The organism is Actinobacillus ureae ATCC 25976 (assembly GCF_000188255.1).
Classification (GTDB): Bacteria; Pseudomonadota; Gammaproteobacteria; order Enterobacterales; family Pasteurellaceae; genus Actinobacillus; species Actinobacillus ureae.
Genome location: NZ_GL831080.1, coordinates 1,461,197 through 1,476,881 on the forward strand (window position 1 = coordinate 1,461,197; position 15,685 = coordinate 1,476,881).

Below are 15,685 nucleotides of genomic sequence, written 5' to 3' on the forward strand. Positions count from 1 at the left end.
AATTTTTAGTTAAATACAAAAGGCTATCTTTTGATAGCCTTTTTTATATCTCTAGCAGTTAACCAAGTAATTTATTCATACGTTTGATAAATGCTGCCGGATTTTCTAATGAACCACGCTCTGCAAGCAATGCTTGTTCAAACAATAATTCAATCCAATCATTGAATTCTGTTTCATCAGTAAGATCTGCAATTTTCTTAACCATACGATGATCCGGATTTAGCTCAAATGTATATTTCATTTCTGGGGCTTTTTGTCCCATTGCAGCAAACAGTTTTGCCATTTGCGTAGTCATTTCATCACTATCGGTTGAAACCACTGCCGGCGTGTCGGTTAAGCGATGCGTTAATACCACTTTCTTCACACGGTCACCAAAATAGCCTTGCGCACGTTCAAGGAAAGATCCGAATTCCTCTTGTTGCGCTTTTTGGCTTTCTTCTTGTTCCTTATCGGCAAGATCGCCTAAATCCAAATCTGATTTAGTGATACTTTGCAACGGTTTGCCGTCAAATTCAGTTAAATGACCAACTACCCACTCGTCAATACGATCAGATAATAGTAGCACTTCAATGCCTTTCTTATTAAACAGTTCGAGGTGCGGGCTATTTTTCGCTGCCACATAACTATCAGCGGTTAAGAAATAAATCGCTTTCTGGCCTTCTTTCATTCTGCCGATATAATCCGCCAAACTTACTGTTTGTTCGCTAGAATCAGTTTGGGTTGAAGCAAAGCGGAATAATGACGCAATTTGTTGTTTATTAGCAAAATCTTCGCCAACACCTTCTTTTAACACTAAGCCGAACTCATTCCAAAAGGATTGGTATTTGCTTTGGTCGTCTTTGGCTAATTTGTCCAATAATTGCAATGCTCGTTTAGTTAATGCCGAACGTAGTGAAGCGGTAACTTTATTTTCTTGTAAAATCTCACGTGAAACGTTTAACGGCAAGTCATTCGTATCTAATAAACCTCGCATAAAACGTAAGTAATTCGGCATAAACACTTCGGCATCATCCATAATGAATACACGCTGAACGTAAAGTTTTAAGCCGTGTTTTTGCTCACGATTGAACAGATCCCAAGGCGCTTTTGCCGGCACATAAAGTAAGCTGGTATATTCTTGTTTACCTTCCACTTTATTATGCGCCCAAATAAGTGAATCATTGTAATCGTGGCTTAAATGCTTATAGAACTCTTGGTATTCTTCATCTGAAATTTCGGTTTTTGAGCGAGTCCAAAGTGCTTGCGCTTTGTTAATTTTTTCCCATTTTTGACCGCTTGCTTTGCCTTCTTCATCATATTCTGTAGTTTGGATTTCAACCGGTAAACCGATATGATCCGAATATTTCCCAATAATTTCACGTAAACGCCATTCGCTTAAAAATTCTTTTTCATCCTCACGCAGATGTAAAATCACTTCCGTACCACGTGTCACTTTCTCAATATCCGCCACCGTGTAATCGCCTTCACCTGCAGATTCCCACACCACACCTTGGGTTTCACCTGCCGCACGAGTTTTCACCGTCACTTTATCCGCTACAATAAACGCCGAATAAAAACCGACCCCGAATTGACCGATTAATTGGCTGTCTTTCGCTTGATCCGTACCTAAAGCATTTAAAAATTCTTTGGTACCGGATTTAGCAATCGTGCCTAAATGATCGATCACTTGCTCACGGTTCATACCAATACCGTTATCGCTGATCGTCAGCGTTCCTAGCGTTTCATCAAAACTCACTCGGACACGCAATTCACCGTCACCTTCATATAAGGCTGGATTTGAAAGCGCTTTAAAACGCAGTTTATCCGCTGCATCGGACGCATTAGAGATTAATTCACGTAAGAAAATTTCTTTATTTGAATAAAGTGAATGGATCATTAATTGAAGCAGTTGTTTTACTTCTGATTGAAAGCCTCTTGTTTCTTGATTTGTACTCATTTTATCCTCTTTTAATTTGCAAAAAATTAGCGGTATTTCACCGCTTTCAAACGCTTTAATAAATGGGGAAAAGCGATTTACTTTTCAAGCCATAAACTCAAAGTTATTTCCTATTAAAAAATCTAATTTAATCGCTATTTTCTATCAAATTGATAGTTTTACAAAATAAAACCAATCAATAATAATATATCCATACATTAAACCTATTAACATTTCAAGGTAATTATTATGTCTAAATGTCCATTCCATCATACATCATTAACTATGAACAACGGTGCGCCTGTTGTTGATAACCAAAATAGTTTAACTGCCGGCCCTCGCGGTCCGTTACTTGCACAAGACTTATGGTTAAATGAAAAATTAGCCAACTTCGTACGTGAAGTGATTCCTGAGCGTCGTATGCACGCTAAAGGCTCCGGTGCGTTCGGTAAATTCACTGTAACTAACGATATCACTAAATTCACTAAAGCGGCAATCTTCAGCCAAGTAGGTAAAGAAACCGAATTATTCGCACGTTTTACCACTGTAGCCGGTGAACGTGGTGCAGCAGATGCGGAACGCGATATCCGTGGTTTCGCAGTTAAATTCTATACCGAACAAGGTAACTGGGACTTAGTAGGCAACAATACGCCGGTATTCTTCTTACGTGACCCACGCAAATTCCCGGATTTAAACAAAGCAGTTAAACGTGATCCGCGCACCAATATGCGTAGTGCGACAAACAACTGGGACTTCTGGACGTTATTACCGGAAGCATTTCACCAAGTGACGATCGTAATGTCTGAGCGTGGTATTCCGGCTTCATATCGTCATATGCACGGTTTCGGTTCACACACTTATAGTATGATTAACGCTGATAACGAGCGTTTCTGGGTGAAATTCCACTTCCGTACCCAACAAGGTATCAAGAACTTAACCAACGAAGAAGCAGCGGCAATTATCGCTAACGATCGTGAATCACACCAACGTGATTTATACGAAGCAATCGAAAAAGGCGATTTCCCGAAATGGACACTTTATATCCAAGTGATGCCGGAAGCCGATGCGGAAAAAGTACCATATCACCCGTTCGACTTAACCAAAGTATGGCCAAAATCGGATTATCCGTTAATCGAAGTGGGCGTAATGGAATTAAACCGTAACCCTGCAAACTTCTTTGCAGACGTTGAACAATCTGCATTTGCACCGAGCAACTTAGTACCGGGTATCAGCGTATCTCCGGACCGTATGTTACAAGCTCGTTTATTTAACTATGCGGATGCACAACGTTACCGTTTAGGTGTGAACCACCACCAAATTCCAGTAAATGCGCCTCGTTGTCCGGTTCACAGCAATGCGCGTGACGGTCAAGGTCGAGTGGACGGTAACTACGGTTCAACTTTGCATTATGAACCAAACAGCTTCGGTCAATGGCAAGAACAAGCACAATTTGCAGAACCGCCACTCAAAATTAACGGTGATGCGGCACATTGGGATTTCCGCCAAGACGATGCGGATTATTTCAGCCAACCACGTGTGTTACTCAACAATATGACTGACTCAGAAAAAGAAGCGCTATTCAAGAATACCGCTGCTGGTATGGGTGATGCGTTAGACTTTATTAAATATCGCCATATTCGTAACTGCTACTTCTGTGATCCGGCTTACGGGGAAGGCGTTGCAAAAGCATTAGGTATGACCGTTGCCGATGCAATGGAAGCATACAATACTGATCCAGCAATGGGTCAACTGGGTTTATTAAAACCTAACTTCTAATTTAGAAGTCACCAAATTAGCAAATGCAACTGTTCAAAAACCCACGAGATAATCGCACACAGTAGTCCTCCTTACATAAATGCATTTGCTCTATCAAAGCCCTATCTACATGATAGGGCTTTTCTTTTGTTTGAAAAATCAATCTGCGTTACAATTCCCACGTTTTTTATTTTTAAACAAAAAGGAAAGCTTTTGGAATATCGTTATTACATCACTACGGGAATTGCCATTCTTGTTTTGCAATGCCTCGTATTTAACTTTTCTCGTACCGTAGGTTGGCTATTCAACTTATCTACCAAATCACGTAAGATCGTGACATTTATTAGCTATTTAGCTGCAAATGGCTTAGCGATTCTTACCGTCACACGAACATTTAACGGTTTTAGAATTACGGCGCTAATGCTCGCCCTATTGCTATTTGCATTATTCGTTAGCCTTGCTTGTGCGATGATTTACCGCTTATTTAAAGGCAAACAAGCGGTCAATTTTGCCTTAAAAATTACCTATCCTTTCGCATTTTTCGGTATTGTTGGGTTCGCCTTATATAACGCTTACACTCCGAAAGTAGTGCATTATTCCGTTCAGTTGGATAAACCACTTGATCAACCGCTCCGTATTGGGGTGGCAAGTGATCTGCATCTAGGGCAATGGTTCGGTGCAAAGCAATTAGATAAATTAGCGGAGATCTTTAACCAACAAAAAGTAGATCTGATTTTATTACCCGGCGATATTATGGACGATAATACCGATACTTATGTCGCGGAAAATATGCAACCGCACTTTGCAAAACTCAAAGCGCCATTAGGCGTTTATGCCACTTTAGGCAATCATGATTTCTTTGGCGAACAGCTTGCGATTGCCAGTGAAATTCAAAAAGCCGGTATCCAAGTACTATGGGATCAAGCGGTCGAAATTAACGGAAAATTTACCATTATCGGACGTAACGATGACCTCGTAAAAAACCGACCGAGTGCCGCTCAATTATTAACGGCAGTCAATTCGGATTTACCGGTGTTTTTACTTGACCATCGCCCAACGCAAATCGAGCAACATTCACAATTACCGATTGATTTACAGGTGTCCGGACATACGCATAAAGGACAAATTTTTCCGGCAAATTTAATGACTAACGTGATTTATCGACTGCACTATGGCTATGAAAAAATCGGTTTAGGCCATTATTTTGTCACCTCAGGCTATGGCTTTTGGGGTATCCCGATGCGGCTCGGCACCCAATCGGAAGTCTTTATTATTGATGTGAAAGGTAAATAACCTTAATTTTTTTATGCAAACCCCTGAATTGATTTTCAGGGGTTTATTTTTTTACATTTCTCGAATCGTCCTATCTTCAATCACTTATCTTTTGTCAATATCCTTTTACAAAATTTTCTGCTTGCACACTCCCAAATAAAACAATATCTTGTATATAAGAACTTCAAAACCACAACATATAGTGGTTAAGTAATAAGATAAAAGGAGACACATTTTATGCAGAAAACATTGATGGTAACCAAACGTAGCGGGCAACAAGAGCCGTTTGATTTGGACAAAATTCATCGTGTTATTACTTGGGCTGCCGAAGGCTTACAGAATGTATCGCTATCACAAGTGGAACTGAGCGCCCATATTCAGTTTTACCAAGGTATTCGTACTGCTGATATTCACGAGACAATCATCAAAGCTGCCGCTGATTTAATCAGTACCGAAACGCCGGATTATCAATATCTTGCTGCGCGTTTAGCGATGTTTCATCTGCGTAAAAAAGCTTACGGGGACTTCACCCCACCTCATTTATTCACTCATATTAAAAAGCTGGTTGCACTCGGTAAATACGATCAAGCGCTGTTAACCGACTATACTGAACAAGAATGGCAGTTAATGAATGAGTTCCTCGTACACAGCCGAGATATGGATTTTTCTTATGCGGCGGTCAAACAGCTCGAAGGAAAATATTTAGTCCAAAATCGAGTGACCGGAGAGATCTATGAGTCGGCACAATTCTTATATCTGCTAGTGGCAGCCTGCTTGTTTTCGAAATATCCGAAAGCCACGCGTTTAGATTATGTAAAACGTTTTTACGATGCGACTTCAAGCTTCAAAATTTCATTGCCGACCCCAATTATGTCGGGGGTGAGAACACCGACCCGTCAGTTTAGTTCTTGTGTACTGATCGAATGCGGTGATAGTTTGGATTCAATCAATGCCACTTCTGCTGCAATTATTAAATATGTGTCGCAACGTGCGGGCATTGGCATTAACGCCGGTGCAATCCGTGCCTTAGGCAGCCCGATTCGTCAAGGAGAAGCTTTCCATACCGGTTGCATTCCGTTTTATAAACATTTCCAAAGTGCGGTGAAATCTTGCTCGCAAGGCGGTGTGCGTGGTGGCGCTGCAACAGTTTACTACCCGCTATGGCACTTGGAAGTGGAAAGTTTATTGGTGTTAAAAAACAATCGAGGTATAGAAGACAACCGCTGCCGTCATATGGACTACGGGGTACAGCTCAATAAGCTGATGTATCAACGCTTAATTAAGGGTGGCGAAATCACCTTATTCAGCCCGTCTGATGTCGATGGTTTGTATGAAGCGTTTTTTGCTGAGCAAGACAAATTTGAACAACTTTATCTGCAATATGAGCAAGATCCGACTATTCGCAAACGCAGTGTGAAAGCGGTTGAGTTATTTTCACTGCTCATGCAAGAACGCGCTTCAACCGGTCGTATTTATATTCAGAATGTCGATCATTGCAATACGCATTCACCGTTTAATCCACAAGTTGCACCAATCAGACAATCCAATTTGTGTTTAGAAATCGCATTGCCGACCAAACCACTGAACGATATTAACGATGAAAACGGAGAAATCGCACTTTGTACCCTTTCAGCATTTAACTTAGGTACTTTGCAAAATTTAGATGAATTTGAACCGCTTGCCGACTTAGTGGTACGCGCACTAGATGCCTTGTTAGATTATCAAGATTATCCTGTGGAAGCGGCAAAACACGCCGCATTAGCTCGCCGTTCGCTTGGCATCGGGGTAATCAACTACGCTTATTACTTAGCGAAAAACGGCGTGCGTTATTCGGACGGTTCTGCCAATGCGCTTACGCACAGAACCTTTGAAGCAATGCAATATTATTTGCTGAAAGCTTCGCTCAATTTAGCCAAAGAACAGGGGGCTTGTAAGTTATTTGATGAGACGAGCTATGCTCAAGGCATTTTACCTATTGATAACTATAAGAAAGAATTGGATAACCTGACTCAAGAGCCTCTACATTATGATTGGGAAAGTTTGCGTGCGGAGATTCAACAATTCGGCTTACGTAACTCAACCTTAAGCTCATTAATGCCGTCAGAAACTTCCTCGCAAATTTCCAATGCAACCAACGGCATTGAACCGCCGCGTGGTTACGTGAGTGTTAAAGCCTCAAAAGACGGTATCTTAAAACAAGTTGTGCCAGAATATGAAAAGCTCCGTTCACAATACGAACTATTATGGGATATCCCAGATATGAGCGGTTACTTACAGCTGGTCGGTATTATGCAGAAATTCATTGATCAGGCGATTTCGGCAAATACCAATTATGACCCGCAAAAATTTGAAGACGGCAAAGTACCGATGAAACGCTTACTTGCCGATTTACTGACCGCTTATAAATACGGATTAAAAACGCTCTATTACCAAAATACCAGAGACGGAGCGGAAGATTCCCAACAAGATTTAAATGACGGTTGTGCCGGTGGAGCCTGTAAAATTTAGTGTTTAGGTTATTCGTTAGTGGATAAGATAGCAATCGCCTCTTATCCATAGCGACTAGAAACCTTATAATGCCCGCCTCTTTGCTAAAGATGGGGATTTCCTTTAAATATTAAAAAATTATGATATTTCGGACAGTTATAAGCAAAGTCGAGTGTTATCAACAAATCGAATTAAAATAACTACGAAGAACACAGAAACAATCAGAGAATTTTAAGAGCCACAGCGTGGCTCACTCAGCCGAAGGCTGATCCTAACCACGTACGGATTGCCGTGCGTGGGTAATAAGCGGTCGAATTTGTGAAAAATTTTGCAAAGTCGTTACACAGCAAACTTATTAATATTTTCCCCTCTCCCTCATTTTCTTCTGTACGAAGAAAAATCTGTCCCTCTCCCACAAGGGGTGAGGGTAATTATTTAAAAAGGAGATAACATGGCATACACCACTTTCTCACAAAATAAAAATGATCAATTAAAAGAACCGATGTTTTTCGGGCAAAACGTCAATGTCGCCCGTTATGACCAACAAAAATATGAATTATTTGAAAAGTTAATCGAAAAACAACTCTCATTTTTCTGGCGTCCGGAAGAAGTTGATGTCTCGCAAGATCGTATCGACTACCAATCATTGCCGGAACACGAAAAACATATTTTTATCAGTAACTTAAAATATCAAACATTACTTGATTCTATTCAAGGTCGCAGCCCGAACGTGGCATTTTTGCCGTTAGTATCGATTCCGGAGTTGGAAACTTGGATCGAAACCTGGACGTTTTCCGAAACGATCCACTCACGTTCTTATACGCATATTATCCGTAATATCGTGAATGATCCGTCGATTGTGTTTGACGATATCGTGACTAACGAAGAAATTATTAAACGTGCGAAAGATATTTCTTGCTACTACGATGATTTAATTCGAGATTCGCAACTTTATACACTCTACGGAGAAGGTTGTTATACGGTGGACGGCAAGCAATACCAAGTGACCTTACGCAACTTAAAACGCCAACTTTATTTATGCTTAATGAGTGTGAACGTGCTGGAAGCGATTCGTTTTTACGTATCGTTCGCTTGTTCTTTTGCGTTTGCTGAACGGCAGCTAATGGAAGGTAATGCTAAAATTATTAAATTCATCGCACGTGATGAATACCTACATTTAACCGGCACACAAAATATGTTGAACATTATGGCAGCCGGACAAGACGATCCGGAAATGGCGGAAATTGCCGAAGAATGTAAACAAGAAGCTTATGATCTTTTTGTTGCAGCGGCAGAACAAGAAAAAGAATGGGCGGCGTATTTATTTAAAGACGGTTCAATGATTGGTTTAAATGAAGATATTTTGGTGAAATATGTCGAATATATTACTAATATTCGAATGCAAGCGGTCGGATTACCCCGCCCTTTTGCAACTTCTTCAAATCCGATTCCGTGGATTAACGCTTGGTTGGTGTCTGATAACGTACAAGTTGCACCGCAAGAAGTCGAAGTAAGTTCCTATTTGGTTGGGCAAATCGATGCCAAAGTCGATACTAACGATTTTGATAATTTTGAACTTTAAATAAAAACAAGCGGTCGTTTTCCATTATTTTTTGCAAAAAATAGAGAAAATTCAACCGCTTGTTTAACCTATTTATCCGATGCTTTAGGCTCCGAGCCGTTAGTACCTAAAAACTTACCAATTAATGCCTTCCCTAAGTCTGATTGGTTTAATCCTTCCAGCGTTGCAGCAATTTTAGTACCGCCGGTCGAACTGAATAATTCACCCACTCGCTGAATGCCTTTATCCACTTTTTCATCATTAATGATAAATTTCATATCCGAATTTGAAAGCGCTTTCGCTTGTTCAATACCGATCGCCTGATTTGCTTCAATTTGACGAATACTGATCAAGTAGCTTTGATAACCTTCATTACCACCGATTTCTTTCGCTAATTCAATTTGACCGGATACTAATGAAATCTCCAGTTTTTGCTTCGCTTCCGCTTCCGCCGAACCTATTTTCGCAATACCTTGCGCTTCTTTATCTTTTGTTTCAAGCAATGCTTCAACCGCTAAAAACGCTTTTTGTTTTTCACCTTCCGCAACTAAAATTTGATGTTGTTTTTCAGCTTCAGAATCAATAATTAACGCATTTTTATTTGCTTCCGCCTTAATTTCTTGCGTACGTTTTTCCTGATCCGCTTTTACAATTTCAACATCTTTGGCAATTTCCGCTTGTTTTACTTCCGCAACACGTTTGACTTCCATCTCACGTTCTTTGGTAATTTTTTCTTGCTCTTTCACCAACTGTTGCGCTTGTTCGTTAGATACCGCCACTTCTCGTTGATTTTCTACCGTTTTTAAGCCGACTTCTTTTTCCGCTTCTTGGCGTTTTACATCCGCTTCTTTTTTCGCTTCAATTTCCGCAATTTGAGCTTCTTTTGGGTTACGAGAAACTTCGACACGGCTCTCTTTTTCAATAAATGATTTTTTAATTTCCATAATATTGAAAATCACTTTCGAATTGCCGCTGTCACGAATATCCATCAATTCAATATTCTTAACCGGCTCAATCCCCCAATTTTTCAATTGCTCTTTGACCGCTTGGGTAAAATCATCGCCCAATTCCGAACGTACTTGTAAAATATCGTTTAAATTACGGCTTGAAAGAATCGAACGCACCGAACCTTGAATAATATCAACCAATTGAATATTCATATCATGGAAATCCGACACGTGTTGTGCGGCAAGATTTGAATCGGATACACGGAAGAAAGCGGTGATATCTACCACAAAAGGCAAACGTTCTAAATCATATGCTTCGTAATTATCAATTTTGATAGAAAATACCGAAACCGGCAGCACAATCGTACTCACACCAATCACTGGCAACCATGAAGGAAACGCATAATAAACGTTACCATTTCCGGTATCTTTGCCATAAGAGGTGGTTTTCCCACCCTACTGTACAATATGTACTTCATTAGTTTTCACCACTCGGCGAAATAGCAATGCAATTACCAATGAAAGTACTAAAATAGCAATCAGCGCAACACCCACTACGATATAAATAAAATCCATAACTTAGCCTCCTTTTGAAAGAATGAATCCCTATCAATTTACGCCATCAAGCGGTTAAATTCTAGAAATATTTTGCAAAAATTTATTTAACAGGCAATTTCCATTACAATAGGCATATTGTTGTTAATGAAAGAATATCTTATGCGCATTCCAAGAATTTACCATCCTGAATTATTAGCGAATCAAACCCGTTGTATTTTAAGTGAAGATGCAACTAATCACGTCGGGCGTGTATTACGTATGACGGAAGGCGACCAAATTATTTTATTTGACGGCTCAAACCATATTTTCCACGCCACATTACAAGCGGTTGGAAAAAAGCAAATTATTGCAAAAATTGATAGTAGCGAATTGGATAATCGTGAATCCAATTTACCGATTCACTTAGGGCAAGTGATTTCTCGCGGCGATCGGATGGAATTTACTATTCAAAAATCAGTTGAATTAGGCGTAAAAACCATTACGCCGCTTTGTTCTGAACGTTGCGGAGTGAAACTGAACGATGAACGCCAAGACAAAAAACTACAACAATGGCAAAAAATTGCGATTGCCGCTTGCGAGCAATGTGGACGTAATGAAATTCCTGAAATTCGCCCGTTCATGAAACTGACTGACTGGTGTAAAGAACAAGATGACATGCTGAAATTAAATCTGCATCCTCGTGCGAAATACACCATTCGCCAGCTGCCCAATGTGCCTGAAGCCGGCGTACGTTTATTAATCGGTTCGGAAGGCGGCTTATCCGCTGAAGAAATCGCAATGACCGAAACCGAAGGCTTTACCGAAGTATTACTCGGCAAACGTGTACTTCGTACAGAAACCGCCTCACTTACGGCAATTACCGCTCTACAGGTTTGTTTTGGAGATATTTAATTTTCGATCCGGATCGAAGAATTGTATTAAGTCACTTGTAAAAAAAATGCCTATTTTACAATCAGGTATCGGTAATTTAATCAAATAGGGCTTCTATGATCTTCAATCCGTTTCAATCTCCAATAAAAAAATCTATGTTAGAAGTTTGGGCTAAAATGTTAGATGATTTTACTAAAATTGCTATTTTAGCAATGCCTGTTACCGCATATAGTAATGTTGAATTATCAATCAAGTTTTTTAACTTGATATTGCTTTGCATCTGTGTATATTGTTCTACTGTTATTTCAATCAATATTCGAATAGTTTCGAAGATTAGGGGGAAATATGGGACTTACTATCGGTATTCTAATGGTTCTTTGTTTTATTTTAATCATTGGTTACTTAACAAAGGCTCTAAAGCCAAATAGCATTAAGTAACGACTGAAAATAACCATATAAGCGGTCAGAATTGATAAATTTTTTACATTTCTGATCGCTTCTTCTTTAATGAGGATATATGTTAGGAAATTTACAAGGCAAATTTTTGATTGCAACACCGGAAATTGATGACGATTACTTTGATCGCACTGTGGTTTATATCTGCGAAAATAACAATAATGGTGCGATGGGCTTAGTGATTAACACGCCGACCGATTTATCCGTTTTAGAATTGATTACCCGTATGGATTTCCAAATGGCAAATCAACGTAATTATCATAAAGATCAAATGGTCTTAAGCGGCGGGCCGGTCAGCCAAGATCGCGGCTTTATTATTCACACTAAAACTGAGCAAGAATTTTTACATAGTTATCGCGTGACTGATAATATTTTGCTAACGACCTCCGGCGACGTATTAGACAGCCTTGGTAAACTGGAAGCACCGGAAAAATTTATTGTCTGTTTAGGTTGTGCCACCTGGAAACCGGAACAACTCGAGCAAGAAATTGCACGCAATTACTGGTTGGTTTCCGATGCGAACGAAAAAACCTTATTTGAAACCGGTTATTTAGAGCGTTGGGTGGAAGCAAATGAAATGCTTGGTATTTCAGGTGTGTTAGCCCGTGCGGGCAGAGCCTAATGACCACTTAAACAGTGGTCAAAAATAAACAATTCTTTGCAAAAGGATAATATGGCAAGAACAATTCTCGCATTTGATTTCGGCACTTACAGCATCGGTTGTGCCGTTGGGCAAGACATTACCGGCACCGCACAGGGACTCTCCTCTTTTAAAGCGCAAGACGGGATTCCTAACTGGGATCAAATTGAAAAAGTGATCCAAGAATGGCTACCGGAACGGTTGGTGGTCGGCTTACCGCTAAATATGGATGGCACAGAACAACCACTCACTCAACGAGCGAAAAAATTCGCGAATCGCTTAAACGGACGCTTTAATTTGCCGGTTGAGTTACAAGACGAACGCCTCACAACAGTATCAGCGAAAGCGGAAATTTTTGAACGAGGCGGTTACAAAGCCTTAAAGAAAGATAAAGTGGATTCGATTTCCGCCTGCTTAATTTTAGAAAGCTGGTTTGAAGCCCAATAAAAATAGTAAGACCGCTCATTTGAACAACGCAAATAAGCGGTCTAATTTTTGGATTTTTTTGCAAGTCTAAGCCAAATGGTCCGTGCGGTTAAACTCGACTAATTCAGCCTTCCCATTCTCAACGACCGCTTGGTTAATGGCAGTGTTAATCACAAAACTGTGTTTGGTTTCATCACGACATTCCGACCAATGCAAACCTCTCAATACGGCAGTTAATACGGTTAATGTCATACCATGCGCAACAATCAGTACATTTTCATTATCTTGATGTAACTGTGCAATTTGATTAAAGACTTTAATCACACGGTTATAAAGATCTTCATAAGTTTCACCGCCATTGGTTTCCGCACTATATTCCGCCGGTGTTTTTTTCATCGTCCAATATTCATCATTTGAGTGTAAATCAACCGATTTCGTGCCTTCCCAGAGTCCAAAATCAAACTCATTTAAACCGAAATGGTGAAAGTGAGGCGTGTTCTTCTCGTTATTTTCCTCCAAAATATAATTTGCAGTATCTTGCGCACGTTTTTGCATACTGGAATAGGCAGCGGCAAATTTAACCTCTTTTAACGCTCTACCCGCTTTTTTTGCCCCTTCAATCCCCTCTTCAACCAAAGGTGAATCGCCTGAGCCTTGTAAGCGACCTTCTAAATTCCAAACGGTTTTCCCGTGGCGGACTAAATAAATGTTGAGTGCCATATTCAATTCCCTGTTAAAATAGACAAAATTTATCGGAGTATAGCAAAAAATGACTGAAAAATTGACTATTTGCTTCCAACATCACGACTTTGTTGTGATTGATAAACCCGTTGGGGTAAGTGTGCACAAAGACGAGGAAGCAGTCGGATTAACCGAAAAACTCGCCGAACAATTACAAGTGGAACAAGTATGGCTGGTACATCGCTTAGATAAAGTCACCTCAGGCTTATTAATTTTTACCCTAAATAAACAAGCAGCAGTGAACTTTTACCATCTGTTCGAACCACATAAAATCGAAAAAACCTATTGGGCATTAAGCAATCAAAAACCAAAAAAGAAACAAGGTAAAATTATCAGTGATATGCAAAAAAGTCGTAACGGTGCATGGAAGCTCTGCCATAGCAAACAGAATCCTGCCGTCACTCAATTTAATTCGCATTCAGTTGAGCCAAATTTACGCCATTTTATTTTGCAACCAAAAACCGGTAAAACGCATCAATTAAGGGTGGCGATGAAAAGTTTAGGCAGTCCAATTCTAGGTGATCAGCTTTATACTGGTTCGGAAGCAGATCGGGTTTACTTACACGCTTATCAGCTAAAATTTGAATATCAAGGTGAATCTTTTTGTATCCAAAGTCCACCGACAAGCGGTCAATTTTGGGCAAAAATTTGCAATGCCGAGTCTGTAAAAAATATTTAATGCTATAATTTTATACATCATAACTTATCAAAAAGAGGATTTTATGAGCTTATTTGAAGCAAGTTTGATTATCTTATTACTGATTATTGCCAGTGCGATTATCTCGTCTTCAGAAATATCTCTTGCCGGTGCAAGAAAGCTGAAATTGCAGGCAATGATTAACAAAGGCGACCTCCGAGCCGAAAAAGTATTAAAGCTCCAAGAACAGCCGGGGCGCTTTATTACCGTAGTACAAATCGGCTTAAATATGGTGGCGATTCTTGGCGGTGTGGTCGGCGAAAGTGCGATAAATCCTTACTTTAGCGAATTGCTTGCAAAATATACGCAAGCAGAATGGGTTGATGGCGCTGCTTCTTGGATTGCCTTTATCATTGTCACTTCGGCATTTGTCCTCTTTGCAGACTTAATGCCGAAACGTATTGCGATGACATACCCGGAAAAAGTAGCAGTACGAACCATCGGCATTATGATGTTTTGTATCGCATTATTTAAGCCGCTCGTGCTGTTTTTTGATTGGATTGCCAACACATTATTTAAGTTATTTCACGTTTCTACTGTTCGTCAAGACAATATGACCTCCGAAGATATTGTTGCAGTAGTTGATGCGGGAGCAAAAGCCGGTATTTTAAAAGCACAAGAACATTATCTCATTGAAAATGTATTCGAAATGCAGGAACGCCGTGTAACATCAACGATGACTACCCGTGAAAATATTGTGTTTTTAAACCGCACAGATAATCGAGAAAAAGTGCTGGAAACACTGGGTGAAGATCCCTATTCCAAAGTGCTGATCTGCGATGACGGATTGGATAAAATTTTAGGTTATATCGAAACGCACGATCTACTGACACAGTACTTAAAAAACGATAACGTGTCGCTAACGGATGCGAAACTACTGAAAAAATCGCTTTTTATTCCGGATACGTTGTCACTTTACGAAGTATTAGAGCTGTTTAAATCCGCCGGTGAAGACTTTGCGGTTATCGTAAACGAATACGCACTAGTTGTGGGCATTCTGACCCTTAATGACGTAATGAGTATCGTGATGGGTGAATTAGTTTCAACCGAAGAAGAACAAATTGTCCGCCGAGATGAAGATTCGTGGTTAATTGACGGTGCTACACCACTCGAAGACGTGATGAAAGCGTTAGAAATCGAAAGTTTCCCGAATGCGGAAAACTATGAAACTATCGGTGGTTTTATGATGTATATGTTACGCAAAATCCCAAAGAAAACCGATTTTGTTCTCTATGATCAGTATAAATTTGAAATTATTGATACTGAGAATTTTAAAATCGACCAATTAATGGTGTCTTTCCGTAAAGATATCGCAAACTAGCATAGTGAAAAAGCTCCGACTTTGATCTGACCCCAAAAG

Annotated in this window: 12 protein-coding genes; 9 read left to right on the top strand and 3 right to left on the bottom strand. The window is 39.9% G+C overall.

Features of this window, described 5'->3' with window-relative positions; all coding sequences use genetic code 11:
- Positions 1-58: 58 nt before the first annotated feature.
- Complete coding sequence (gene htpG, locus HMPREF0027_RS06855; protein ID WP_005623420.1) at positions 59-1,936, bottom strand: molecular chaperone HtpG; 1,878 nt, start codon at positions 1,934-1,936, stop codon at positions 59-61.
- Between the two features lie 222 nt (positions 1,937-2,158).
- Here htpG and HMPREF0027_RS06860 point away from each other — a divergent pair, with 222 nt between their 5' ends.
- From HMPREF0027_RS06860 to nrdB, 4 genes are all read left to right on the top strand, one after another.
- Positions 2,159-3,691 (top strand): catalase, encoded by a 1,533-nt coding sequence (locus HMPREF0027_RS06860; protein ID WP_476723612.1) that lies wholly within the window; start codon positions 2,159-2,161, stop codon positions 3,689-3,691.
- Between the two features lie 192 nt (positions 3,692-3,883).
- Positions 3,884-4,963, top strand: coding sequence for a metallophosphoesterase (locus HMPREF0027_RS06865; protein WP_044024346.1), 1,080 nt, complete (start codon positions 3,884-3,886; stop codon positions 4,961-4,963).
- Between the two features lie 216 nt (positions 4,964-5,179).
- Complete coding sequence (gene nrdA / locus HMPREF0027_RS06870; protein ID WP_005623430.1) at positions 5,180-7,450, top strand: class 1a ribonucleoside-diphosphate reductase subunit alpha; 2,271 nt, start codon at positions 5,180-5,182, stop codon at positions 7,448-7,450.
- A gap of 430 nt (positions 7,451-7,880) precedes the next feature.
- The gene (gene nrdB / locus HMPREF0027_RS06875; RefSeq protein ID WP_005623432.1) at positions 7,881-9,011 is read left to right on the top strand and encodes a class Ia ribonucleoside-diphosphate reductase subunit beta; all 1,131 of its coding nucleotides are present in this window, start codon (positions 7,881-7,883) and stop codon (positions 9,009-9,011) included.
- Positions 9,012-9,079: 68 nt separating this feature from the next.
- Here nrdB and HMPREF0027_RS06880 read toward each other — a convergent pair whose 3' ends face one another.
- Positions 9,080-10,318 (bottom strand): SPFH domain-containing protein, encoded by a 1,239-nt coding sequence (locus HMPREF0027_RS06880; protein WP_005623434.1) that lies wholly within the window; start codon positions 10,316-10,318, stop codon positions 9,080-9,082.
- 336 nt (positions 10,319-10,654) lie between these two features.
- Between HMPREF0027_RS06880 and rsmE the strand changes: the two genes are divergently transcribed.
- From rsmE to ruvX, 3 genes are all read left to right on the top strand, one after another.
- Complete coding sequence (gene rsmE, locus HMPREF0027_RS06885) at positions 10,655-11,386, top strand: 16S rRNA (uracil(1498)-N(3))-methyltransferase (protein WP_044024347.1); 732 nt, start codon at positions 10,655-10,657, stop codon at positions 11,384-11,386.
- 496 nt (positions 11,387-11,882) lie between these two features.
- Positions 11,883-12,443: a YqgE/AlgH family protein gene (locus HMPREF0027_RS06895; protein WP_005623439.1), complete on the top strand. Its 561-nt coding sequence runs from the start codon at positions 11,883-11,885 to the stop codon at positions 12,441-12,443.
- Positions 12,444-12,494: 51 nt separating this feature from the next.
- Positions 12,495-12,908 carry a Holliday junction resolvase RuvX gene (gene ruvX, locus HMPREF0027_RS06900; RefSeq protein ID WP_005623441.1) on the top strand — a complete coding sequence of 138 codons (414 nt, stop codon included), beginning with the start codon at positions 12,495-12,497 and terminating at the stop codon, positions 12,906-12,908.
- Between the two features lie 66 nt (positions 12,909-12,974).
- Here the strand turns inward: ruvX and HMPREF0027_RS06905 are convergent, their stop codons facing one another.
- Positions 12,975-13,607, bottom strand: coding sequence for a histidine phosphatase family protein (locus HMPREF0027_RS06905; RefSeq protein ID WP_005623443.1), 633 nt, complete (start codon positions 13,605-13,607; stop codon positions 12,975-12,977).
- A 49-nt stretch (positions 13,608-13,656) separates the two neighbouring features.
- Between HMPREF0027_RS06905 and HMPREF0027_RS06910 the strand changes: the two genes are divergently transcribed.
- Positions 13,657-14,307 carry a TIGR01621 family pseudouridine synthase gene (locus HMPREF0027_RS06910; RefSeq protein WP_005623445.1) on the top strand — a complete coding sequence of 217 codons (651 nt, stop codon included), beginning with the start codon at positions 13,657-13,659 and terminating at the stop codon, positions 14,305-14,307.
- Positions 14,308-14,350: 43 nt separating this feature from the next.
- Positions 14,351-15,646, top strand: coding sequence for a polyamine export protein PaeA (gene paeA, locus HMPREF0027_RS06915; RefSeq protein WP_005623446.1), 1,296 nt, complete (start codon positions 14,351-14,353; stop codon positions 15,644-15,646).
- The last annotated feature ends 39 nt before the right edge of the window (positions 15,647-15,685 follow it).